A 22797-nucleotide genomic window follows, 5' to 3' on the forward strand; every position below is an offset into this window, starting at 1 on the left:
TCCGCGCTCTTCCTCCCGTCGCTATTCCCACGAATCCCAAAGCAATTGCGACACTCAGCGGATCCCCGTCGAGCGTGCCGATATCCCCGTCGAGTGGGCCTTTATTACCGTCGATCGTGCCGAAAATGCTTGCGGTTGCGTAGTTTTCGTGGTTTGTCGGTGGGTGTTGATGGAACTGTGTCATGGCGTCGGGGGTGGCAGATCTGATCGACCGTATCGAGGGCATGGCCCTGGATGCGGAAGAGATTGTTGCTGTCCGTGAGGTGTTGTCCGGCAGGCTTGTTGAGGTGTCGTTGGCGAGCCTGTCCGACAAAGAGACTGTGGAAATGGCCCAAGCGGTGGAGATGCAGACCCGTCGGGACGAGTTGGTGAAAGTACGGGTCGCCGTCGAGTTGCGGGAGCGGTCCGTGGCTGCGAAACAGGGGTTGAAGCACAACAAGTTTCTGCGGCATCATCTGCGGATTTCCGCGGCCCAGGCCAGTGCCCGGTCGAGAAGGGCTGAGCGCGTCGGCCACTGGCATGCTCCATCGGGTGAGGTGATCGCCCCGACGTATCCCCATACTGCCGCGGCGATGGGTGATGGTGCGATCGGGGTGGGCCTGCACCTGCATGCGCATCTGAACCCGGACGGGGAGTTCGTCGACACCGACCGCGCCCAGAAACGGGAGTTGTCGGTCTCCAAGCAGGGCGCCGACCATATGGCCGGGATCAAAGGCACGTTGGATCCGGCGACCAAAGCACTGTGGGAATGTGGTGGCCGCGAAGTGGGCGGCCAAGGGGATGAACAACCCGAACGATCCGGACTCACCGACCGGCATCGCCGACAAGGCGGAGAAGGAGGCCCTACGTGCGGCGGCCGAGCGCGATACCCGCACGGCTGGGCAGCGTAATCATGATGCGTTCAAGAAGTTGATGGAGATGGTGGTCGGGCAAGGCAAGCTCGGTACCCACCGCGGGCTGCCGGCGCAGGTCATCGTGACGATGACGTTGGAGCAGCTCGAACAGGAAACCGGTCTGGTCACCACCGCCTCCGGCGGAGTCGTGAGTGTCAAGGATGCCTTGAGGTTGGCTGGGGTGAGCCGTAAGTTTTTGGCGTTGCTCGATGACAAACATCGCCCGCTGTATCTGGGTCGGGAACAACGTTTGGCCACCGCCGATCAGCGACTCGCTCTGACTGCCGCCGAGCGGGGCTGTTCACGGCCGGGCTGTGATGCCCCGGCCTCAGAATGCGCGGCCCAACGCCGCATAGCAAGCACCCCGATGATGTGGTCCTTTGGTGACCAAAAGCCCAGGTGGGCACCGCTAAAAGGGCACATCATCGGGGTGGGGAAGCGGATCAGACCCCGGTGGTCACAAACGGAACCGCTGCTTCGCCCGTGTACACGAGGAATGTGAAGGACTCCTGGAAATACAGGTTGACGCCGGTGGCGTCATGGGAGTCGTAGCCGATCGAAACATCTTGTCCGATGGTGAGATCGAAGTCGCCGCCACGGGTACTCAGCAGGAACGCAGAGTCGATGGCGGGGGCCCAGATGATGTCGCCGTCGATGACGCGCTGCAGATGCTGGATGATCGGGTAGCCATGGTTGGAGGTCTCGTTGACCTTCAGCCACACGTCGGCGCTCAGTGCCAGGGAGTAGGGGCCACTCACCGACGACAGGCGAAGCCGGCTCAACGCCTGGCTGATTGCCTCGGGGTATTCGCGAACATCGCTGGGAAGCTGGATCGGATCGCCCGGGGCCTGGCTGCGGATGCCCGCGATGCCCGCAGCGGAATAGCCTTCGAAGATGGCGCGGTCCTCGGCCTGGGCAAGACTGCGCGCAGCCTCGATGACCGGATCCCAATCGGAATCCTGTGCGCCGCGGTCGACGTCGTCGACGGCCTGCCGGCTGACCGTGAACGGCACCTTCAATTCGATGATCGACTGCGATGTGCGGGCACTGGCCTCGATACCGGGGCGCGGTGCATCGATGGGAAGCCGACGTCCCGTGGTGACCGCGGCGAGTTCCAGCCCGTGCGGACCGTTGACATCCACGAGCCGGCGACCGGCGCTGTTGCGCTTGAAGGTTCGCGTCGCCTCCTCCTCGATCTCCTTCCAGGCCGCAGCCGAGATCGGTGCGAGTTCGCGGTGCAGGTTGTTCATTTTTCCTCCGTGGTCAGCTGCCGGCGCCGGGAGAGGTCGCCGATCCGAAGGGACCCCGAATCGGGGACCGTGTCGGTGGTGATCGTTTCGGGTTCGTTCGTTTCAGGTGTTTCGGACGCGCGGTCCGGGAGCGCCGGTGGATCGTCGAGAAAATCGATCGTGGGCGCGAAATAGCGACTGCCGGTGACAGCGGTGGAGAAGTCGAGGAGCCGGTCGTAATTGCCCTCCGGTTTGCCGATGAACATGTTGCGCAACATCTCGTCGGTGACCTCGGGACCGGCCGAGTAACCGAGGAAATACGTCCCGAACTCGTCCTGGCCGACCCTGCCGAACGGCATGTTGTCGCGCATGATCTGCACTTGCTCACCGGTCTCGTCCTCGATGACGGTCAGTGCGGTGTGTGAATTGGACGGTTTGGTGTCGTCGTCCATTTCGATGTTGTCCCACTTGGTACGTCCGAAGACCTGTTCCTGCTCATCGGTGCTCGTGGCGTTCCACGCAGTCATGTTGTGCAGATACTTCTGGATCAACACGTAACTTCCGCCGGCGAAGTCGGGGTCATCGTCGGCGTCGACGGTCACTGCCCGTTCGGCGGCCGGGCCGTCGGGATTCTCTGTCCCATCGACGAATCCGACCATCGAGCGCATGTCGAACAACCGGAATCCGTGGACCTCGTCGACGATCGTCACCGCGCCCTGCAGGGCAAAGGTGATCTGGGTGGCGATCTCGAAGCAGGCGTCCATGGTCCGGGCGCGGATGTGGAAGAGCAGGTCGCCTTCTGTTGCCGGTGCCGTGTGCACGGCGCCTTGCAGCGGGATGAAGGGCGCCAGGCCCGCCGGCCGGGGACCGGTGAAAAGCCGGTCCCAGGCATCGGAGCCGATGCCGACCACACAGAGCAGCCGAGAATCGGGGACTCGTGAGGCGACCGATCGGATGAGACCGGTGACCCCGGAAAGGAAATCCCAGACAGCCTCTTCGGCGCCCTCGTTGACGGTGGCCACCAGAAAGATTGCGGCCTCGGGCAGCCGCGCCAGGATGGGTTGCGGTGTGGGGCCTTCGGAACCGGTGATGATCGTTGCCTTCCGCCGCTGATGGGTATATCCGAATCACGTTAGCGTTACCCGGAGCCGTTGGGTGCGTTGACACCCCGCCGGACAATTGTGTGCAGACTTGCGCCGCGAACACATGAGTCGAATGTCCCGGTTCGGGACGGCGCGCAAAAATATCGTTAGAACTTGATGCACGATGTATTCAAGCCGCCGGCCGATGCGTAGAACGAAATACGTGAGACCACTTCAAAAACAGCGTCCCGGTACAGAATTCGATCCCGACCCACTCCAGCAGGTGGGTCTGTGACACTCACGTCGATCTTGCCGACCCTGCGCGCGAGCATCCCAGACCCGCTCAACGACTCTTTATGGCCCGACAACACAACCACCACCGTGACGGACGTTCTCGTCGACGGACTCTCGATGACACACCTCATCGAATTGTCGGGAACGCCCGCGGTGTATCCGAGCCGCACTCCGGGGCGAGGCGTGGTGATGATGCGGGTGACCGAAGCCCGCGACGTCGGTCCACGCCGGCGGATCATCGCCGTCGACTTCGACGCCGAACGAGTGCAGCTCATCTGGTCCGAGGCGCGCCTGATCGGGCGTATCTCCACCGCCCGAGTGGCGTCGACCGACATCGGTCCGAAGGGGCGAGACGCCGCGATCACCGCCCCACGCCCGGCGGACATCGTGCCCGGCGACGTGCTGGCCGCACCCTGCGTGATGCCTCTGCACCTGTGGCTGCCGAACCGGCCCGCCGAAGTTGCCGCAGCGGGGCGGGTGCATGGGGTCTTTTCGCCGACCACCTGACCGGCTAGGTTCGACGGTAACCGACCTCGGGAGGTGGCCGCCGATGACTACTCCACCGACATCCACGACGGTGAACGTGGACCGCGACGGCCCGGTCACCATGATCAGCATCAACCGGCCGCAGGTGCGTAACGCCGTCGACGCCGTGACCGCGCAAGCGCTGGCCGATGCATTCCGCGAGTTCGACGCCGATCCAGACGCGTCGGTGGCGGTCTTGCACGGCGAGGGCGGAACATTCTGCGCCGGTGCCGATCTCAAGGCCGTGGCGTCCGGCCGCAACATGAATCGGATAGCGGCCGAGGGCGACGGCCCGATGGGCCCGACTCGAATGCGATTGTCCAAGCCCGTGATCGCGGCCATCGCCGGGCACGCGGTGGCCGGCGGTCTGGAACTCGCGTTGTGGGCCGACCTCCGGGTCGCCGACGAGGACGCCGTCCTCGGAGTGTTCTGCCGCCGATGGGGTGTGCCACTCGTCGACGGTGGCACCGTGCGGCTACCTCAATTGATCGGTACGTCGCGGGCGATGGACCTGATCCTGACCGGCCGGCCGGTGTCGGCGGGTGAGGCCGGACAGATGGGGCTGGTCAACCGGGTGGTGCCGGCCGGTGAAGCGGTGTCGGCAGCCCGGGAGCTCGCCCACGAACTGGCAGCGTTCCCGCAGACCTGCATGCGCCAGGACCGGCTCTCGGTCCTCGAACAAGAAGGGCTGTACGAAGAGGACGCCATCTTCAACGAGTACGTCCACGGCCTGACGTCGCTGTCGGCCGACACGGTGACGGGCGCAACCCGCTTCGCCGGGGGAGAAGGCAGACACGGGACGTTCGACAACGGGTCGGGCAAACGGCACGGGCCCTCAGACGAGGATCGGGGCCGCTGAGGCGTCGGTCGGCGAGAACGTCGATCTCATCGCCACCTATTCTGGATGAATGAGTGCCACCACCACGACTCCGGCCGACATCGAACAGATCGTGCGCGCGCAGGCGACCGCCGCGAAAGCCGCATCACGCGTGCTCGCGGGCCTGACGACCGATCAGAAGAACCGGGTTCTGCACGACGCCGCCGAGGCGTTGCTGACCCAGTCCGATGCGGTCCTGGCCGCCAACGCCGAGGACGTCGCCCGGGCCGAGGCCGCCGGGACCGAGGCCAGCCTGATCGACCGGCTGCGTTTGACGGCCGACCGGATCGAGGGCATCGCCACCGGACTGCGACAGGTGGCCGGACTGCCCGATCCGATCGGTGACGTGATCGCCGGCAAGACGTTGCCCAACGGGATGCAGCTCCGGCAGGTCCGGGTGCCGCTCGGCGTGGTCGGCATGGTCTACGAAGCCCGGCCGAACGTCACGGTCGACGCCTTCGGCATCGCACTGAAGTCGGGCAATGTGGCGCTGCTGCGTGGCTCGTCGTCGGCCGCGAGTTCCAACGCCGAACTCGTCCGGATCCTGCGCGAGACCCTCACCGCCGCGGGTCTGCCCGCCGACGCGGTGCAGTTGCTGCCGTCGGACGACCGGTCGAGCGTCACCCATCTCATCCGGGCCCGCGGGCTCGTCGACGTGGTGATCCCCCGCGGCGGGGCCGGATTGATCAAGGCAGTGGTCGAGAACGCGACCGTACCGACCATCGAGACCGGAACCGGCAACTGCCACATCTACATCCACTCGGCGGCCGATCTCGACATGGCGGAAGACCTGGTCCTCAATTCCAAGACCCGTCGGCCCAGCGTCTGCAACACCGCCGAGACGCTCCTCATCGATCAGGCGATCGCCGCGACCGCGCTGCCGCGCCTGACCCAGGCACTGCAGAGCGCCGGGGTGGTCATCCACGGCGACGAACCGGGCATGACCCCGGCCACCGAAAGCGATTGGTCCGACGAGTACCTGACACTCGACATCGCGGTGAAGGTCGTCGCGGGTATCGACGAGGCCGTCGACCACATCGACCGGTACGGCACCAGCCACACCGAGGCGATCGTCACCGCGGATCTGGCCGCGGCCACCGAGTTCACCCAGCGCGTCGACGCCGCAGCTGTCATGGTGAATGCCTCCACCGCGTTCACCGATGGCGAGCAGTTCGGGTTCGGTGCCGAGATCGGCATCTCCACCCAGAAGTTGCACGCCCGTGGCCCGATGGGGCTCCCCGAACTGACGTCCACCAAGTGGATCGCCTGGGGCAACGGCCAGACCCGGCCTCGCTAGCCCGAGCCGCCCGGTCCGGATCCCGCTACTCGTCCAACCACATAGCCCAGGAGCAACAACGATGGCCGTAGAGCCCAGTTTCACCGACGTGCCCGGCGTACGCCAGACGCTTGCCGGCGTCGGGTACCTGGCCGACGAGGCAACCTCGACGTCGGTCTTCCTGGCCGACCGGCTGGGTAAGCCGCTGCTCGTCGAAGGCCCCGCCGGTGTCGGCAAAACCGAGTTGGCGCGCGCGATCTCGCAGTCCACCAACGCCGATCTGGTGCGACTGCAGTGCTACGAGGGAATCGACGAGGCCCGCGCGCTCTATGAGTGGAACCACGCCAAGCAGATCCTGGCGATCCAGGCGACCGGTCAGCGTGGCTGGGACGAGACCAAGGCAGACATCTTCTCCGAGGAGTTCCTGCTGGCGCGTCCGCTGCTCAAGGCCATCACCGCGCCCGGACGGACCGTGTTGCTCATCGACGAGGTCGACAAGGCCGATGTAGACATCGAAGGCCTGCTCCTCGAGGTCCTCAGCGATTTCGCGATCACGATCCCCGAGATGGGCACGGTCACCGCCACCCGTCGCCCGATCGTGCTGTTGACGTCCAACGCCACCCGGGAATTGTCCGAGGCCCTCAAACGCCGCTGCCTGTACCTCTTCATCGACTTCCCCGACGCGGCGCGCGAGCGGGAGATCCTGGCCAGCCGGGTACCGCAGCTCGCCGAGTCGGTTGCAAAAGAACTTGTCCGCATCATCGGGGTCCTGCGCACCCTCGACATCCGCAAGAAGCCGTCGGTGGCCGAGACGATCGACTGGGCCAACACGCTGCTGGCTCTCGGTGTCGGTGAGAAGCCGGGGACCGACATCGACAACGCGTTGATCGCCCAGACCCTGGGGGTCGTCCTCAAGCACCGTCCGGACGTGGCCACGGCCCTCAAGGAACTGAAGCTGAGCTGAGCGCGCCGTGCCCACCCCCATTGCGACTGCCCCCTTCATCACCCAGCTGACCGGGTTCGTCGACGACCTCCGGGCTCGCGGGATCGTGGTCGGGCCGGCGAACCTGATCGATGCCGGGGAGGCGGCCACGGTCCTCGACCTCCTCGACCGGGAAAGCTTCCGCGAGGGGATGGCCTGCACGCTGCTCCACGACAACGGACACCGCCGGGTCTTCGACTCGGTCTTCGATCTGTGGTTCCCACTCGGCGCCGGTGACCGCAGTGGCGACCTGGACGCCGCGTTCGCCCGGGATGCCGACGGCAAGATCGACACCGAGGCCGTGCGGTCCCGTCTCGCCGAACTCCTGGCCGACGATTCGCCGGAGTCCGACGCGGAGTTGGCCCGGTTCGCGGCGATGGTCGTTGCGGAGATGGGCAAATATCAGGCGACCCGGGATTCTGCGTACTCCACGTATCAGGCGATGTCGACGATCGATCCGCAGACGCTGATCGCCCGGATCGCCGCGGCGATGGCCGTCGGGGGCGGTGGCACCGAGGCCGACGGCAGAGATCCGCTCTTCCGCAAGGCCGCCGCCGACCGGGTCCGGAAGTTCCGGACCCTGATCGACGGTGAGACCAAACGCCGGATGGCCGAACGCAACGGACGCGAACGGGTCTCGCAGTACGCGGTGCCGAACCTGCCAGAACGCATCAACTTCCTGTCCGCAGGCGCGGCGGAGGTCGCCGAGGTCCGACGCACGGTCGCACCCCTGGCACGACTGCTGGCATCACGCCTGGAGATCCGCAGGCGGCGTGCACACCGCGGGGCCATCGACGTCCGCAAGACACTGCGCGCCTCGATGTCGACCGGGGGTGTGCCGATCGATCTGGTGCGCCGCAAGCCGCGTCCCGGCCGTCCCGAACTGGTGATCCTCTGTGATGTATCGGGGTCGGTCGCCGGTTTCTCCCAGTTCACCCTTCAGCTCGTCTATGCCTTGCGGCAACAGTTTTCGAAGGTCCGGGTCTTCGCGTTCGTCGACACCGTGGACGAGGTGACCGAGTTCTTCGACGGTCCCGACCTCGACGTCGCCGACGCGATCGGGGACATGATCAAGAATGCCAAGCTGATCACCCGCGACGGTCACTCCGACTACGGCCACGCGTTCGCGGGCTTCGCCGAGGAGCATCTAGACGCCCTGACACGACGCGGCGCCCTGCTGATCCTGGGGGACGGGCGTAACAACTATCGCGACCCGAAGCTCGACGCGCTGACCAAGATGGTCGACCACACCAGGCACGCCTACTGGCTCAATCCGGAGGCCGGCGTCAACTGGGATTCGGGTGACTCGATCGCCGCAACCTACTCCGATGTGATTGACATGCACGAATGCCGAAACGCCTCACAACTGGCAAAGGTGATCGCCAACCTGCTGCCCGTATGAGCTGATCAGTAGACTCAATCCTCATGCCCGAAACGACACCTGACTCCCGCGCCTCCACAGGGCGGAAGATCGGCGTCATGGGCGGCACCTTCGACCCCGTCCACAACGGCCACCTGGTCGCTGCGAGCGAGGTCGCGGACCGCTTTGGTCTCGATGAGGTCATCTTCGTCCCCACCGGCCGGCCCTGGCAGAAGTTCCAGGCCGACGCCGGGGTCAGCCCACCCGAAGACCGCTACCTGATGACCGTGATCGCAACCGCGTCAAACCCACGGTTCTCGGTGAGCAGGGTGGACCTCGACCGCGAAGGTGACACCTACACGGTCGACACGCTACGTGACCTGCGTCGCATGAACCCCGACGCGGAATTGTTCTTCATCACGGGTGCGGACGCGTTGGCATCGATCTTGTCTTGGCAGGACTGGGAAGTGTTGTTCGAGTTGTCGAGCTTTGTCGGGGTCTCCCGGCCCGGCTACGAACTCGGCGCAGCACATCTCGACAGGCATCTGCAGAAGCTTCCTCCCGATACCCTCCATCTGATGGAGATACCGGCACTGGCGATCTCGTCCACGGACTGCCGCGCCCGCGCGGCGGCCGGACGGCCGGTCTGGTACCTGGTACCGGACGGAGTGGTGCAGTACATCAGTAAGCGAAAGCTCTACCAATCGAAAGGCACTCTGTGACAGCGTCACCCGAAGCGGTCGCCATGGCCACCGTCGCCGCCCACGCGGCCGCCGACAAACTGGCCGCCAATGTGATCGTTCTCGATGTTTCCGAGCAGTTGGTCATCACCGACTGTTTCGTCATCGCATCGGCGGACAACGAACGACAGGTCAGCGCCATCGTTGACGAGGTCGAGGAAAAACTGCGCGAAGCCGGCCACAAGCCGGTCCGGCGTGAAGGCACCCGTGAAGGGCGCTGGACCCTGCTCGACTACATCGACGTGGTCATCCACGTTCTCCATGAAGAGGAGCGGGAGTTCTACGCTCTCGAGCGTCTGTGGAAGGACTGCCCGGTCCTGGACATCCCCGGGCTCGAAACCCCCGTGATCGCGACCGGCGGTGACGACGAAGAGCCCGAGAGCCCGGACGATGAATGAGTTGTTGCGTCCGGACGGACACGACTCGAGCGTTGAACGGATGACGCCGGTCGTGCGCCGGCTCGTGCTGCTTCGGCACGGGCAGACCGACTACAACGCAACGAGCCGCATGCAGGGACAGCTCGACACCGATCTGTCCGAGCTGGGTGTGCACCAGGCTGCGGCGGCGGCGAAGGTACTTGCCGCCAGGGAACCGCGGCTGATCATCTCCTCGGACCTGCGGCGGGCGCGGGACACCGCGGCCGCACTGGCCGAGCAGGTCGGCCTCGAGGTCGGGCTGGACCAGCGACTGCGCGAGACCCATCTCGGCGAGTGGCAGGGGCTGACCCATCATGAGGTCGATGCACTGCTGCCCGGGGCCCGCCGCATCTGGCGCGACGACGCCACCTGGACGCCACCCGGTGGCGAGAGCCGCGTCGACGTGGCCCGCCGAAGCATGCCGGTGGTAGAGGAACTCGTTGCCGGACTTGGTGATTGGGGCCGCGGTGACAACGCTGACTCACCCGTTGTCCTGGTGGCGCACGGTGGGGCGATCGCTGCCCTGACCGCAGGCCTGCTCGGACTTCCGATCAGCCACTGGCCGGTCTTCGGCGGACTGGCCAACACCAGTTGGGTACAGCTCAGCGGGCACGGCGAAGACGACGACACCACCTGGCGACTCGACGTGTGGAATGCGTCCGCCGAGGTCTCCGACCTGGCCGTCCAGTGAGTGCGATGTCATGAGCCAAGACCTCGTGCCGGCCGCTGATCCGCTTGGAACAGGGGGGCGGGGCAGTCTGCTGGTGCTCTCGGATTCACTGGCCTACTACGGACCCAAGGGCGGGCTGCCCGCCAACGATCCGCGGATCTGGCCGACCTTGGTCGCGGAGGAACTCGGGCTCGAGCTCGAACTGTTCGGGCGGATCGGCTGGACCAGCCGCGATGTCTGGTGGGCCCTGACCCAGGATCCGAACATCTGGGCTGCCGTCCCGCGGGCCAGCGTGGTGGTTTTCGCTTTCGGTGGGATGGACTCGCTGCCGTCGCCGCTGCCCACCGCACTGCGGGAGCAGATCCGTTACGTGCGGCCACCGCGGTTGCGGCAATATGTCCGCGACACCTACGGATGGCTGCAGCCGAGGCTGGCCCGGACCGGATGGCCGCTGGCACTGCCACCGGCGCTGACGGCCGACTATCTCGGCAAGATCCACGAGGCGCTGATCGCGATCCGGCCCGACCTGCCCGTGGTCGCCTGTCTGCCGTCGACGCACCGCAGTCCCTATTACGGCAACGTGCACAAGGGACGGCCGCAGACGGTGGCCGCGATGACCGAGTGGGCCCGGGCCGCGCAGGTTCCGCTCGTCGACCTGATGCCGCCGACCGCGGCACACTTCGACCGCGGCGAAGGCAATCCGGACGGTATTCACTGGGGCTTCGGTTGTCACCGTGAGGTCGCCGATCTGGTGCAGGCCGCGGTGTCCGGCGCCCTGACGACTTCCGGCCCGTCGACGACTAACGTGTCCCTGTGACCGTTGTCATCGTGACCGACTCCTCGGCGCGCCTGCCGGAGGCACTGCGCCGGCGGTACCGCATCAGACAGGTGCCGTTGCATGTCCTCTCGGGCGAGCTGGATCTGCGTGAGGACGTCGACGAGATCGGTCCGGACATCTACAACAACCCTCAGACGACCACCTCGGGTGTGACACCGGCAGACCTCGAGGCCGCGTACGCCCAGGCCGTGGACGAAAGCGACGGCGACGGAGTGGTCGCGGTCCACCTGTCCCGGCGGTTCAGCGGGACCTGGGGGTCGGCGCGCGTGGTCGCCGAGAAGTTCCAGGGCCACATCCGAGTGGTCGATTCACGGACGGTGGGGCTCGGAGTCGGGTTCTCGACTCTTGCCGCAGCGCAGCATGCCGAGGCCGGTGCCGACATGGACCGCGTGTACGAGGCGGCGATCCGTGTCGGGTCGACCACGGAATGTCTGCTGTGTGTGCAGCAGTTGGAGAATCTGCGGTCGAGCGGACGCATCGGTGCCACCACCAGATTGTTTGCCTCGGCACTCGCGATCAAGCCGATCCTGCGCGTGGTCGACGGGACGTTGGCGCTCAAGGAAAAGCAGCGGACCACGTCCAAGGCCATCGCCAAGATCATCGATTCCGCCGTTGAGATAGCCGACCAGCGCCCGGTGACCCTTGGGGTACAGCATTGTGAGGCACCGGATCTCGCGAACCAGATCATCGAAGCGCTGCGGTCCAAGCTGACCATCACCTCGCTGGTGGAAGCCGACTTCGGTCCGGTCTTGTCTCGGCACGTGGGCAGTGGAGCCGTCGGTATCGCCGTGACGACCTCACTGGACCCGATCGATCTCTCCTGAGTCCACCACCACACGAGCCACTTATACGAAGACGAGCCACAAATTTGTGGCTCGTCTTCGTATAAGTGGCTCGTGTGGTGGTGTGATTGAGGTTGTCCACAGTTCGGCGCTGTATTCACAGGATTAGCGTCACGACTGCTCGGTCGCGGTGAGTTGGCCGGTTCGTTTTCTACGGTTCGGCCATGAGAAGCAATCTCGATCGCCTCGCGGAGCCGGGTTCACCGGAGCCGCCCGAACCACCGCAATCGTCATGGGCGCAGGCCGAACCGGTGCAATCAGAAGCGGCGCAGTTGGCTGTCCCGGCCGAACATGCTGCCCCCGACTGGTTGGGATCGGCGCAGTGGTTGCAGGGCACCGCGACGCACGAATCCGAGCGTGCTCGCCCGGCTGATACCGCTGACCCCGATGATCCCGATGACGGATACCGTCCGCGGTGGGCAGAGGACGACCCTGAACCCGAGGGCCCATTGAAGCGTCGGTGGCGCTCCACTCCGGCGGCCGCCATCGCACTGGTGGCAGTGGGATTGTGCGCCACCGCCATAGCCCTGTACACAGCGTTCGCCAGTGGCGGTACGGGCCCGCAGGTGCCGGTGAACTTTCCGACCACCGCCGGGGCGGCCGCGCCGAGCACCGCAGTGAGTGCGGGTGGGCCGGTTCCGGAAAGCGCCTCACCTCCAGCCGAACTCGTCATCAGTGTGGTCGGTCTGGTGCACCGGCCCGGGCTTGTCCGCCTGCCGCCGCAGGCTCGGGTGGCCGATGCCATCAGCAGCGCCGGGGGCGCGAAGAACGGCGCGGATCTGTTGTCGCTGAACATGGCCCAGCCGCTTCGCGACGGTGATCAGATCCTGGTGGGTTTCGCCGATCCGGCCGGCGGGGTCCAGATGCGCAGTGCGGTGGTGCCGGTCGACGGCTCAGGGGGTGCGGGCGCCACGACAGCGGCGCCAACCGGTTCCGCGTCGGCCGCGCCCGTATCCGGGGGGCTGGTCAACATCAACACCGCAACCGACATCGAGTTGGACACCTTGCCCGGTGTGGGACCGGTGACCGCGGCGTCGATCATCGCCTGGCGGCAGGCCAACGGCAACTTCGCCTCCGTCGATCAGTTGGCGGAGGTCGACGGGATCGGGCCCGGTCGTCTGGAGAAGCTCCGGGACAAGGTCACGGTGTGACGGCTTTGGCAACGTCGACTGGTCGCGGGCGCACCCGGCTCGACATGCGACTGGTGCCCGCGGCGGCCGCGAGTTGGTTCATTTCGACTCTGGGAGTGCTCAGTTCGGTCCCGGTCACCGCCGCAGCGGCCGGCACGGCGTCGCTGAGCACGGTCGTGATGATCGTCGCGATGATTCGTGGGTCGCGAATGGTCATGTTGCCGTTGTTGATCGGATTCGCCGGAACCCTGGCCGGGTTCGGGTGGGCGATGGTCCTGCGGCAGCATCACATCGCGTCGAATCCGTTGGCGGACCCCGGGCTGCGGGGGAGTAAGGCAACCGCCACGGTGCGGATCTCCGACGACCCGAAGATCATCGCGCGCACCGACCGGGTGGTGGTGGCGGTGACGGTGGTGGGCGTACGCGGTCGTTCGGTCCCGAACGTGGGAGCCACGGTCTTGGCCCCGGTCGACGGATGGCTCGAACTGATTCCGGGACAACAGGTATCTGCGGTGTTCACGGTGACCGACCCGCGAAGGCCGGATCTGACGGTGGCCACACTCACCACCTCCGGCGCACCGAAGAAAGTCCGTGGCCCACCGGCCCATCAGCGGTGGGCGGGCACGGTGCGAGCGCAGTTTCAGCAGGTGTCGTCGCAGGCGCTGGGTGCGCCGGAGTCGGGTTTGTTGCCGGGGTTGGTGCTGGGGGACACCTCGGCACTGAGCGACGATCTCAAAGACAACTTCCGGGCCTGCGGACTGACCCATCTGACCGCGGTATCCGGCGCCAACTTCGCGATCATCATCGGGGCACTGCTCCTGGTGGTGCGCTGGCTCGGCGCCGGTCCTCGTCTTGCGGTAGCTCTGACCGCTGTCGCCATCGTGGTGTTCGTGATCCTGGTCCGGCCGAGTCCGAGCGTCGTCCGTGCGGCGGTGATGGGTGGTGTGGGGTTGTCTGCGCTGTTGATCCGTCGACGTTCACAGGCCATGCCGGCACTGTGTGCGGCGATCATGACACTGCTGATGATCTGGCCGGCGTTCGCGGTGCAGCCGGGGTTTGGGCTGTCGGTGATCGCCACTGCCGGGCTCATCGTGCTGGCGCCGGTTGTCGCGGGATGGCTTCGGGATCATCATGTTCCGGTCGGTGTCGCGGAGTTGCTCGCGGTGGCAGTGGTCGCGCAGATGGTGACCACGCCGGCCGTCCTGCTGATCAGCGGACAGATCAGCTTTGTTGCGATCGTGGCCAATCTCGCGGTGGCACTGGTGGTGGCACCGATCACCGTGCTGGGAACCAGCGCGGCGGTGGTGGCGATGATGTGGTCACCAGTTGCGGTGGTTCTGGCCCGGTTCACCGGCCCGGAACTCTGGTGGATGGTGTGGGTGGCCGAACACCTCAGCCGCGTTCCGTTTTCGACTGTGACACTGTGGTGACCGACCCGCTTCGTCGGGAGGAACTATGCCTGCGACGACTGTCGCCAGAGCGAAATATCCGATCCGATGGTGAGTAGGATGTCTCCGCGAGCGCTGGACACAGTTGTGCCGCGCGGGTCGGCGCCGGGGGGGCAATGGAATCGACCAAATGATGTTTCCGTCGGCTGCCCGTAGAGAATGGAAGCCGGTGTAGTCACTGAAGACGTAGTGTTCCCCGTCGGTGAGGCCGTCATATATCCAGTACGCGTCGGTCCAGGGATTTTCCCAAACTTGCTGTCCAGTCCAAAGATCCAGGCCGATCAGCGTCTGTGTCTCGGCCGATGCGACGACGACTGTGCGATCGGCCAGCGCGCGAATGGTGCTGATCGGATCTCCTTGACGGTTGAGAAGGCGGGGATCACGCCAGAGCTCTTGGCCGGTGGCCGGGTCGTAGGCCCCGTCGCCGATGAACACCGGCGGTCCGACAGCGGTGGCCGTCGGCACCGGTGTTGTGGTGTACGCAGGGACAGGTGCGGTAAGGATCGGTGAACCATCACTGGCAACCAGTTCTTGGGTTCCGACCGAGCCGGACTCCGCGCCACGGGTGATGACGAACAGTCCGTCTCCCACGACATTCAGTAGGTCGGCTGCGATGGTGAAACGTGGAGTTCCACTGCCCAAGTTGTAGATCGTGTACTGGTAGATCGGAGCGCCCCCCGTCTGTGTGCTGACGACGAACAGATCCTGCGAGGGAACCACCTGATCCACCGAGGATATTGGCCCCGCGACATCAATCGTGCGTCGAAAAGCAGTGGCTGGAGTCGTAGGGGTTCCGCCGCTCAGGACAATGCTCAGCTTGTCCCCGTCGCGCTTGCTGCCGGAAACGAATGCCTTGCCGTCAACCACCTCGCTGCGGCCGATCTCGAAATCCGGTGCTGTATCCGACAGAAGGTCGCCGGTCTCAGTATCGACGAAAACAACATGATTGCTGTCCCAGCAGGTGATCACGCCAGAGTCGAGTTGATCAGAACATTGAGTGACGTGGCCGATCGGGCGTTTCCACTTTGCCGATCCATCGACGACATCGATCCCGACCAACGTGACGGTGGAGATAGGTTGGCTCTCAGAGAGATCCGTCGTCACGACTTGACCGATAGCGCCAACCAAGCTCGTTGGAGCTTCGAGTACCGATCCATACCCATAGTACGAATCAACCATCTGCGGCAACGCCAACAACACATCATTGACGTTTCCGGTCAATTTTCGGACGTCGAGCGTCCAAGCCTTAGAGGGCAATTCGCCGAGATCAGGTGTCGGTTGCGACCGATCGGGTTCGTCGCGAAACGGTTGGGCCACAAATCCGTAGACCCCCACTGTCGCGATTACCAACAGAATCCCAAACCCGAGCGAAACCGCCCTCAAGCGACTTGGCTGTCTCCACCCCATGGGAAGAACCTACCGTGCGAGACCAGGCCATCATGCAGAGAGGAACAGGGCGCATGCTCGCCTCTGGCCTCACCACGGCTGCACCGCTCAGTCTACCAACGTTCGCGGACGATCAGATGTCATGTGGATATGGAGGAGGCTGAGATGTGCCCGGCGACGTTGGTCACTGACGCAGATCACGCGGGAGCGCGAGTGCAACAGTTGTCGTGTGCCTCTGGCACGATGACCATGTGAACAGCGTGCATCTGATCCTCGGGGATGATGAATTCCTTGCCGAACGCGCGACGTCCGCGGTGATCGCCGAAGTCCGCGGCACCGTCGACAACCCCGAGGACATCCCGATCACGCGGCTGCGGGCCGGAGATGCGACGGCACCGGAACTCGCCGAGCTGCTCAGTCCTTCACTGTTCGCCGAAGACCGGATCATCATCCTGGACGCTGCCGGTGAGGCCGGCAAAGAACCGGCGAAGCTGGTCACCGAGGTAGGTGAGAATCCGCCGGATGGCGTCACGCTCATCGTCTGCCATTCCGGGGGTGGACGCGCCAAGTCGATGGCGTTGGCGCTGCGCAAAGCCGGGGCCGAGGTCCACGAATGTGCCAAGCTGCCGCCGTGGGAGATGGGCACGTTTGTGCGCAGCGAGTTCCTCCGGCTCGGCGTGAAGGCCAACCGCAACGTCGTCGACAAACTGGTCGAGTCGGTGCGCGCCAACCTGCGGGACCTGGCGGCGGCATGTGCGCAGTTGGTCGCCGACACCGGCGGCAAGGTGACTGTCGACTCCGTGACGCGTTATTACTCGGGTCGTCCGGAGATCAAGGGCTTCGACGTCGCGGATCTGGCGGTCAGCGGCGACCGGGCCGGAGCGTTGGAGGCCTTGCAGTGGGCGCACCATCACGGCGTGGCCCACGTACTCGTGGCCGACGCGCTCGGTGAATCGATCCACGGCATCGCCCGGGTGTACGGGATGGGCAAGCCCAATCCGCAGGCCATCGCGTCCGAGTTGGGGATGACGCCGGGCCGGGCCAAGCGCGTCCAGGCGCAAGCCATCGGATGGGATGCACCGTCGATCGCACGTGCAATGTCGGTGGTCGCCACGCTGAACGGCGAAGTGAAAGGTCAAGCTGCCGACGCCGATTTCAGTCTGCAGCGGGCCGTGGCCGCGATTGCTGATCTGCGACCGTCGCCGCGCCGCTAGCGCGTCCACACCGCAGCCGCTCCACCACACACGGGCCTGCCATGTCAGTGCCTGTGAAGCACACGACTTTCGCATACAACAAACACCCCGGCGACTGCGTGGGAGCCGCCAGGGTGAGCGCGTCTAACGTGAAGTTATGGGGCCCGGTGACGGGCGGGGCAGATCAGAGCTTGTTCAGCGCCAATGCCATGGCCGACTTCTTGTTGGCGGCCTGGTTCGAGTGGATGACACCCTTGGTGGCAGCCTTGTCCAGCTTCTTGCCGGTGGCAACCAGGAGCTCGGAAGCCTTGTCCTTCTCGCCGGACGCAACGGCCTCGCGGAATGAACGGATCGCGGTACGCAGGGCCGACTTGGTCGACTGGTTACGCAGTCGTGCAGCTTCGTTGGTCTTGTTCCGCTTGATCTGAGACTTGATGTTTGCCACGCGTGTATTTTCCTTAGCTCAAAGATGGTCGTTTCGGTGTCAGCACCAGCGAGCCACATTACCAGCCGGGTCACTGTGACCCAAATTGCCGACCGGGCCGCAAGATGTGGTGCAGTCAATACCGCGTGGTGGTCAGCCGATATCGGTCACTTACGGCACCATGTGTCAGATGACGGCGGCAACAGCAGCAGGTTCGAAACGTGCGGGAGCACCTCGGGGAAACGGAACCAAGCCTTCGGCGGGGGACCCTCCAACAGGCAAGAAGTCCGCGAAAGTGACGGGTACAGGCGCGCCGCGCGACAAGGCCGCCAAGAAGTCGACCGCGGCCAAACCGGAGAACGGCGCGGTCGGGATCTTCGAGGGATACGAGGCCGGTCCGTACGGCGGTGCCTTCGACGAGATGTTCGACGGCTACGACACCGCCGAGGTCCGCGGCCCGTACAAGGGCATTCACAAGGCGCTCGGCAGCTATGACGGAGCCGATCTGGAGACCCGGGTCGAGGCGCTGGGCCGGGCATTCATCGACCAGGGCATCACGTTCTCGCACTCGGGTCAGGAACGACCCTTCCCGCTCGACGTGGTTCCCCGGGTCATCTCGGCCGGCGAGTGGGCGAAACTCGAACGCGGGATCACCCAGCGCGTCAAGGCGCTGGAGATGTTCCTCGACGACATCTACGGCGACCAGGCCATCCTGCGTGACGGCGTGGTGCCGAAGCGGCTCATCACCTCCTGTGAACACTTTCACCGTCAGGCCGTGGGCATCCGGCCGCCCAACGGCGTGCGAATCCATGTGGCGGGGATCGACCTGATCCGCGACGAGCACGGCGACTTCCGAGTGCTCGAGGACAACCTGCGCTCACCCTCGGGGGTGTCGTATGTGATGGAGAACCGTCGCACGATGGCCCGGGTGTTCCCGGACCTGTTCGCTTCCCATCGGGTGCGCGCGGTCGGCGACTATGCGTCGCACCTGCTGCGGGCCCTGCGGGCGTCGGCGGCGTTCAACGAGGCCGATCCAAATGTTGTGGTCCTGACCCCCGGTGTGGCCAATTCGGCGTACTTCGAACACTCGTTGCTCGCTCGCCAGATGGGTGTCGAGCTCGTCGAAGGTCGAGACCTGTTCTGCCGCGACAACATTGTCTACATGCGCACCACTGAAGGTGAGCAGCGCGTGGATGTCATCTATCGTCGCATCGACGACGACTTCCTCGATCCCATGCAGTTCCGCCCCGATTCGATGCTCGGTGTGGCCGGGTTGTTGAATGCCGCTCGGGCCGGCAACGTCGTCATCTCCAGCGCCGTCGGCAACGGAGTGGGTGACGACAAGCTGACATACACCTACGTCCCCGAGATCATCGAGTATTACCTGGGGGAGAAGCCGAGTCTGGGCAATGTCGACACATTGCGTTGCTGGCTCGACGACGAGTGCGAAGAGGTCCTCGACCGGATCGATGAACTCGTGGTCAAACCTGTCGAGGGTTCAGGTGGTTACGGCATCGTGTTCGGACCGGACGCCACAGCGGAGGAATTGAACGTGTTGGCGCGCAAGGTTCGTCAGGATCCGCGCGGCTGGATCGCGCAGCCTGTTGTTCAGCTCTCGACCGTTCCCACCAAGATCGGGGGACAGTTGGCGCCCAGGCATGTGGACCTGCGTCCGTTCGCGGTGAACGACGGCGAATCGGTGTGGGTGCTGCCCGGTGGGTTGACCCGGGTTGCCTTGCCGGAGGGCTCACTGGTGGTCAACTCCAGCCAGGGCGGCGGGTCGAAGGACACCTGGGTGCTCGCCTCTCGTACCTCGGCCGAAGAGCGGGAACTCGCCGGCGACGAATTGGTCAGCCGGTCGGGGGCAACGGCACAGAGCACACCCACCGAACAGGGCCCGGACATCGCATCGCAGCAGGAACAACAACAACAGCAGCAACAGCAACAACAACAACAGTTCGGTGGTGACCGCTGATGATGCTCGCTCGAAATGCCGAGTCGCTCTACTGGATCGGTCGCTACGTCGAACGCGCTGATGACATCGCCCGGATCCTTGACGTGGCAGTCCATCAGCTACTCGAGGACACCACCGTCGACCCCGATGCCCGGTGTCGGCTGGTGCTCGAAGTCCTGGGTATGGAGTTGCCCCCGAAAAACGAGCCACTCGACGCGTGGTCGCTGACCGAGCGGGTCGCGTATTCGAAGACACTGCCCGGTTCGATCGTCGACAGTGTCGGGCACGCCCGTGAGAATGCCAGGGGCGCGCGAGAAGTCACCTCCAGTGAGATGTGGGAGTGCCTGAACACCACGTACAACGGACTCGGTGACGCAGAACGGGTCGCCCGGAAGCTGGGCCCCTACGAGTTTCTCTCCTATGTGAAGAACCGCGCCGCGATGTTCGCCGGGCTGGCCGATGCGACCCTGAGTCACGACGACGGATATCGCTATCTACTGCTCGGGCGTTCCGTGGAGCGGGTCGACATGACCGTCCGAATGCTGTTGTCGCGAGCCGGAGACCGTTCGGGCTCACCGGCCTGGGTCACCGTATTGCGTTCGGCGGGTGCGCATGACACGTATCTGCGAACCTACCGCGGAGCGCTCGACGCGACCCGGGTCGTCGAGTTCATGCTGCTCGACCGGCTGTTCCCGCGATCGGTGTTCCACGCCATCAGTCTCGCGGAGCAGCAGCTTCTCGAACTCGACAATCGGCCCAGCCGCGTCGGGGCCCGCGCCGAGGCGCAGCGACTTCTGGGCCGGGCGCGTAGCGGCTTGGAGTTCATGCAGCCGGGAATCTTGTTGCAGGACCTGCAACCTCGACTGAAGGAACTGCAGGAGACGTGCCGGGAAGTGAGTGAGGCCGTGACGGCGCAGTACTTCCACGTCTCGCCCTATGTCGCGTGGGCCGGGGTTTCGGCCAGCGATTCCGTTGATCGCTTCATCGAGGAGAGTGAACTGTGAGCTGGCGCCTGCGGGTTGTGCATTCGACGGGTTTTGCCTACAACGCCCCGGTCACGTCGTCCTACAACGAGGCTCGGCTCACGCCTCGAAGCGACACTCGGCAGAACGTGATCATCAACCGCGTCGAGACGATCCCGGCGACTCGTTCATACCGCTACACCGACTACTGGGGTACCGCGGTCACCGCGTTCGACCTGCACGCTCCGCACGAGGAGCTGGAGGTCTCGGGAATGTCGGTGGTCGAGACCGAATCCGACGAAATACCCTCCGAAGAAGAACAGCTCGGGTGGGAAGATCTGCACTCGTACAGCGTTGTGGACCGCTATGACGAGCTGCTCAGCAACACCGGCTACGTCCCGGGCAGTCGTCAGCTGGCGCAGATCGCAAAGCGATTGGCCAAGGGGTTGACTCCGCACGAAGCGGTACTCGCGGTGTGCCAGTGGGTCAATGCGGAGATGGAGTATGTGCCGGGCACCACCGGCGTGCACACCTCGGCCGTCGACGCCTGGAAGGAAAAGAAAGGCGTCTGCCAGGACTACGCGCACCTGTGTCTGGTGATGTTGCGCAGCCTGGGTATCCCGTCGCGCTACGTGTCCGGGTACCTGCATCCGAATCGGAAGGCGGCGATCAACCGCACCGTCGAAGGCCAGTCCCACGCCTGGATCGAGTCGTGGACCGGCCGATGGTGGGGCTACGACCCGACCAACGATGTGACGATCACCGAGCGTCACGTGTCGGTCGGTGTTGGTCGCGACTACTCCGACGTCACCCCGCTCAAGGGCATCTACACCGGCGCCGGCGCGAAAGACCTCGAAGTCAAGGTCGAGATCACCCGGTTGGCCTGATCGATATCAGTTCGTCGCCCTGAAAACTGTGCGATAGCGGGCGTCCGAGGGCATATTGCACTCGGCGCCTACCCATCTGACAGTTTTCAGGGCCTTTGCTTTCAAAGGTGCGGTCAGTGCCAGCCGTATCGGCCGCGCAGGACCGCGGCCACCTGATCGAACTGCGCGCGGGGCACGATGGCGCCTTCGCGGCGGATCCCGTTCTCGGCGATGTCGAGGACGCGGTCGAGCCGGATGAAGCTCTCCCGGTGCTCCCTGTCCCAGGACCCGGTACCGATGCTGACCCAATCCCGGTCGTCGCGACGATGCTCCTGGCTCGAGAGCATCAGTCCGAGCAGGGTGTTGCCGTCGCGGCCGACGACCAGCACTGGCCGGTCCTTGCCCTGCGACGGATCGTCCTCGAATTCGACCCAGGTCCAAACGATTTCGCCGGGGTCGGCGTTGCCGTCGGCCGCGGGGGAGTACTCGAGCTTCCTGGCCCGCTGCTCGGTGGGGCGGGTGGGAGTCGGTCCGGTTCGAGCACCGGGCCGCGCTGCGGACCCTGTTGTGGACCGAGCTGCGGGCGAGGACTTCGTGCCCGACGACTTGGTCAGTTCGCGGAGCAGTCTCGGGCCGTGTTGCCGGACCAGCGACATCGCCAGTCGGCTGAATTTTCCTGCCATCGGTTCAGCCTATTGGCCGCCCTCGATCGCGAAGAACTCGAACATCGCATCGACGGCGAGCCGGGGTGAGCCCGAGCGGTCCGGCTTGAGGTCGTGCCCGACCTTCGGTAGGTCGATGAGCCGGGTGGGTGCCGGGATCAGATCGAGCGCGGCGGTGAGTTCGTCGGTCGTGGCAAAGGGATCACTCGCGCCGTGGACCACCAGGACCGGCCGCGTGATCGATGGCAGGTGTTCCGTGCGCAGCCGGTCGGGTTTGCCCGGCGGATGCAGGGGATAGGACGTCAACACCAGTCCGTCGGCGACGGCCGGGTCGTCGGCCACGACCATCGAGGCCTGCCGTCCGCCGTAGGAGTGTCCACCGACGAGCAACGGTCCGGCCGATTCGCTCCGAAACGCGGTGCACGCGGCGACGATCCCGGCGCGGTCTGCGGCGGCGCCGGACGGGCTCGGTGGACCCTTGGGTCGCTTCTGCCGGTACGGGAGGTCGATGCGGGCCACCGCGACATCGCGTTCGCAGAGCAGTTCGGCCATCGCGCGCAGCATCGGCGAATCGTGGTTTCCGCCGGCTCCGTGCGCGAGAATCACCGCCGCGAGCGCGGTCCCGGAGGGGCGGTGCAGGGCCCCGACGACACCGTCGGAATCCCAGTCGATGACAGTCATGAGCTCACGCTAGCCGCTGCCGAGCGCACCGAATGCCGACCCGGCGGCCCGGCCATGAGAAACTGGA

The 22797-nt window shown here is 65.2% G+C and carries 24 protein-coding genes; 18 read left to right on the forward strand and 6 right to left on the reverse strand.

Going from position 1 to position 22797, the window contains the following annotated elements:
• Positions 1-182 precede the first annotated feature (182 nt).
• Together AC51GR_RS05695 and AC51GR_RS05700 are read left to right on the forward strand one after the other, a co-directional pair.
• Positions 183-890 carry a DUF222 domain-containing protein gene (locus AC51GR_RS05695; RefSeq protein WP_496323631.1) on the forward strand — a complete coding sequence of 236 codons (708 nt, stop codon included), beginning with the start codon at positions 183-185 and terminating at the stop codon, positions 888-890.
• The gene (locus AC51GR_RS05700; RefSeq protein ID WP_496323632.1) at positions 781-1395 is read left to right on the forward strand and encodes a DUF222 domain-containing protein; all 615 of its coding nucleotides are present in this window, start codon (positions 781-783) and stop codon (positions 1393-1395) included. Before AC51GR_RS05695 ends, AC51GR_RS05700 begins: the two co-directional genes overlap by 110 nt.
• Here the strand turns inward: AC51GR_RS05700 and AC51GR_RS05705 are convergent.
• Positions 1337-2143, reverse strand: a complete 807-nt coding sequence (locus AC51GR_RS05705) for a family 1 encapsulin nanocompartment shell protein (RefSeq protein ID WP_496323633.1) — start codon at positions 2141-2143, stop codon at positions 1337-1339. The genes AC51GR_RS05700 and AC51GR_RS05705 overlap by 59 nt on opposite strands.
• The gene (locus tag AC51GR_RS05710; protein WP_496324098.1) at positions 2140-3177 is read right to left on the reverse strand and encodes a Dyp-type peroxidase; all 1038 of its coding nucleotides are present in this window, start codon (positions 3175-3177) and stop codon (positions 2140-2142) included. The genes AC51GR_RS05705 and AC51GR_RS05710 overlap by 4 nt, the downstream gene beginning before the upstream one ends.
• Before the next feature lie 318 nt (positions 3178-3495).
• On the opposite strand from AC51GR_RS05710, the gene AC51GR_RS05715 reads away from it, so the two are divergent.
• The 12 genes from AC51GR_RS05715 (at position 3496) to AC51GR_RS05770 (ending at position 14584) form a co-directional block, all read left to right on the forward strand.
• A complete protein-coding gene (locus AC51GR_RS05715) occupies positions 3496-4005 on the forward strand; it encodes an urease accessory protein UreE (protein WP_496323634.1) in 510 nt (169 codons plus the stop codon).
• 43 nt (positions 4006-4048) lie between these two features.
• Complete coding sequence (locus tag AC51GR_RS05720; protein WP_496323635.1) at positions 4049-4882, forward strand: crotonase/enoyl-CoA hydratase family protein; 834 nt, start codon at positions 4049-4051, stop codon at positions 4880-4882.
• 49 nt (positions 4883-4931) lie between these two features.
• Positions 4932-6197 carry a glutamate-5-semialdehyde dehydrogenase gene (locus AC51GR_RS05725; protein ID WP_496323636.1) on the forward strand — a complete coding sequence of 422 codons (1266 nt, stop codon included), beginning with the start codon at positions 4932-4934 and terminating at the stop codon, positions 6195-6197.
• Positions 6198-6258: 61 nt separating this feature from the next.
• Entirely contained in the window at positions 6259-7140 is an 882-nt protein-coding gene (locus AC51GR_RS05730; protein ID WP_496323637.1) for an AAA family ATPase, read from the forward strand.
• Between the two features lie 7 nt (positions 7141-7147).
• Positions 7148-8560: a vWA domain-containing protein gene (locus tag AC51GR_RS05735; RefSeq protein WP_496323638.1), complete on the forward strand. Its 1413-nt coding sequence runs from the start codon at positions 7148-7150 to the stop codon at positions 8558-8560.
• A 23-nt stretch (positions 8561-8583) separates the two neighbouring features.
• Positions 8584-9240, forward strand: coding sequence for a nicotinate-nucleotide adenylyltransferase (gene nadD, locus AC51GR_RS05740; protein ID WP_496323639.1), 657 nt, complete (start codon positions 8584-8586; stop codon positions 9238-9240).
• Entirely contained in the window at positions 9237-9656 is a 420-nt protein-coding gene (gene rsfS / locus AC51GR_RS05745) for a ribosome silencing factor (RefSeq protein WP_496323640.1), read from the forward strand. The genes nadD and rsfS overlap by 4 nt, the downstream gene beginning before the upstream one ends.
• Positions 9649-10365: a histidine phosphatase family protein gene (locus AC51GR_RS05750; RefSeq protein ID WP_496323641.1), complete on the forward strand. Its 717-nt coding sequence runs from the start codon at positions 9649-9651 to the stop codon at positions 10363-10365. The genes rsfS and AC51GR_RS05750 overlap by 8 nt, the downstream gene beginning before the upstream one ends.
• A gap of 10 nt (positions 10366-10375) precedes the next feature.
• Positions 10376-11161 (forward strand): diglucosylglycerate octanoyltransferase, encoded by a 786-nt coding sequence (gene octT, locus AC51GR_RS05755; protein ID WP_496323642.1) that lies wholly within the window; start codon positions 10376-10378, stop codon positions 11159-11161.
• On the forward strand, positions 11158-12006 hold the full coding sequence (locus AC51GR_RS05760) for a DegV family protein (RefSeq protein WP_496323643.1): 849 nt from the start codon (positions 11158-11160) through the stop codon (positions 12004-12006). Before octT ends, AC51GR_RS05760 begins: the two co-directional genes overlap by 4 nt.
• Before the next feature lie 182 nt (positions 12007-12188).
• On the forward strand, positions 12189-13175 hold the full coding sequence (locus AC51GR_RS05765; RefSeq protein ID WP_496323644.1) for a ComEA family DNA-binding protein: 987 nt from the start codon (positions 12189-12191) through the stop codon (positions 13173-13175).
• A complete protein-coding gene (locus AC51GR_RS05770; protein WP_496323645.1) occupies positions 13172-14584 on the forward strand; it encodes a ComEC/Rec2 family competence protein in 1413 nt (470 codons plus the stop codon). Before AC51GR_RS05765 ends, AC51GR_RS05770 begins: the two co-directional genes overlap by 4 nt.
• Here the strand turns inward: AC51GR_RS05770 and AC51GR_RS05775 are convergent.
• Positions 14474-15919, reverse strand: coding sequence for an outer membrane protein assembly factor BamB family protein (locus AC51GR_RS05775; RefSeq protein WP_496323646.1), 1446 nt, complete (start codon positions 15917-15919; stop codon positions 14474-14476). The genes AC51GR_RS05770 and AC51GR_RS05775 overlap by 111 nt on opposite strands.
• A gap of 320 nt (positions 15920-16239) precedes the next feature.
• On the opposite strand from AC51GR_RS05775, the gene holA reads away from it, so the two are divergent.
• A complete protein-coding gene (gene holA, locus AC51GR_RS05780) occupies positions 16240-17202 on the forward strand; it encodes a DNA polymerase III subunit delta (RefSeq protein ID WP_496323647.1) in 963 nt (320 codons plus the stop codon).
• 163 nt (positions 17203-17365) lie between these two features.
• On the opposite strand, the gene rpsT is transcribed toward holA, so the two are convergent.
• Positions 17366-17626 (reverse strand): 30S ribosomal protein S20, encoded by a 261-nt coding sequence (gene rpsT / locus AC51GR_RS05785; RefSeq protein ID WP_020105577.1) that lies wholly within the window; start codon positions 17624-17626, stop codon positions 17366-17368.
• Between the two features lie 169 nt (positions 17627-17795).
• On the opposite strand from rpsT, the gene AC51GR_RS05790 reads away from it, so the two are divergent.
• Genes AC51GR_RS05790 through AC51GR_RS05800 form a run of 3 tightly spaced genes read left to right on the forward strand, consistent with a single transcriptional unit; the run spans position 17796 to position 21408 of the window.
• Positions 17796-19580: a circularly permuted type 2 ATP-grasp protein gene (locus AC51GR_RS05790; protein WP_496323648.1), complete on the forward strand. Its 1785-nt coding sequence runs from the start codon at positions 17796-17798 to the stop codon at positions 19578-19580.
• A gap of 2 nt (positions 19581-19582) precedes the next feature.
• The gene (locus AC51GR_RS05795; protein WP_496324099.1) at positions 19583-20563 is read left to right on the forward strand and encodes an alpha-E domain-containing protein; all 981 of its coding nucleotides are present in this window, start codon (positions 19583-19585) and stop codon (positions 20561-20563) included.
• On the forward strand, positions 20560-21408 hold the full coding sequence (locus AC51GR_RS05800) for a transglutaminase family protein (RefSeq protein ID WP_496323649.1): 849 nt from the start codon (positions 20560-20562) through the stop codon (positions 21406-21408). Before AC51GR_RS05795 ends, AC51GR_RS05800 begins: the two co-directional genes overlap by 4 nt.
• 113 nt (positions 21409-21521) lie before the next feature.
• Here AC51GR_RS05800 and AC51GR_RS05805 read toward each other — a convergent pair whose 3' ends face one another.
• The gene (locus tag AC51GR_RS05805) at positions 21522-22070 is read right to left on the reverse strand and encodes a type II toxin-antitoxin system PemK/MazF family toxin (RefSeq protein ID WP_496323650.1); all 549 of its coding nucleotides are present in this window, start codon (positions 22068-22070) and stop codon (positions 21522-21524) included.
• A 9-nt stretch (positions 22071-22079) separates the two neighbouring features.
• Entirely contained in the window at positions 22080-22730 is a 651-nt protein-coding gene (locus AC51GR_RS05810; protein ID WP_496323651.1) for an alpha/beta hydrolase family protein, read from the reverse strand.
• Positions 22731-22797: the final 67 nt, after the last annotated feature.

Source organism: Williamsia sp. z71, from assembly GCF_059553375.1.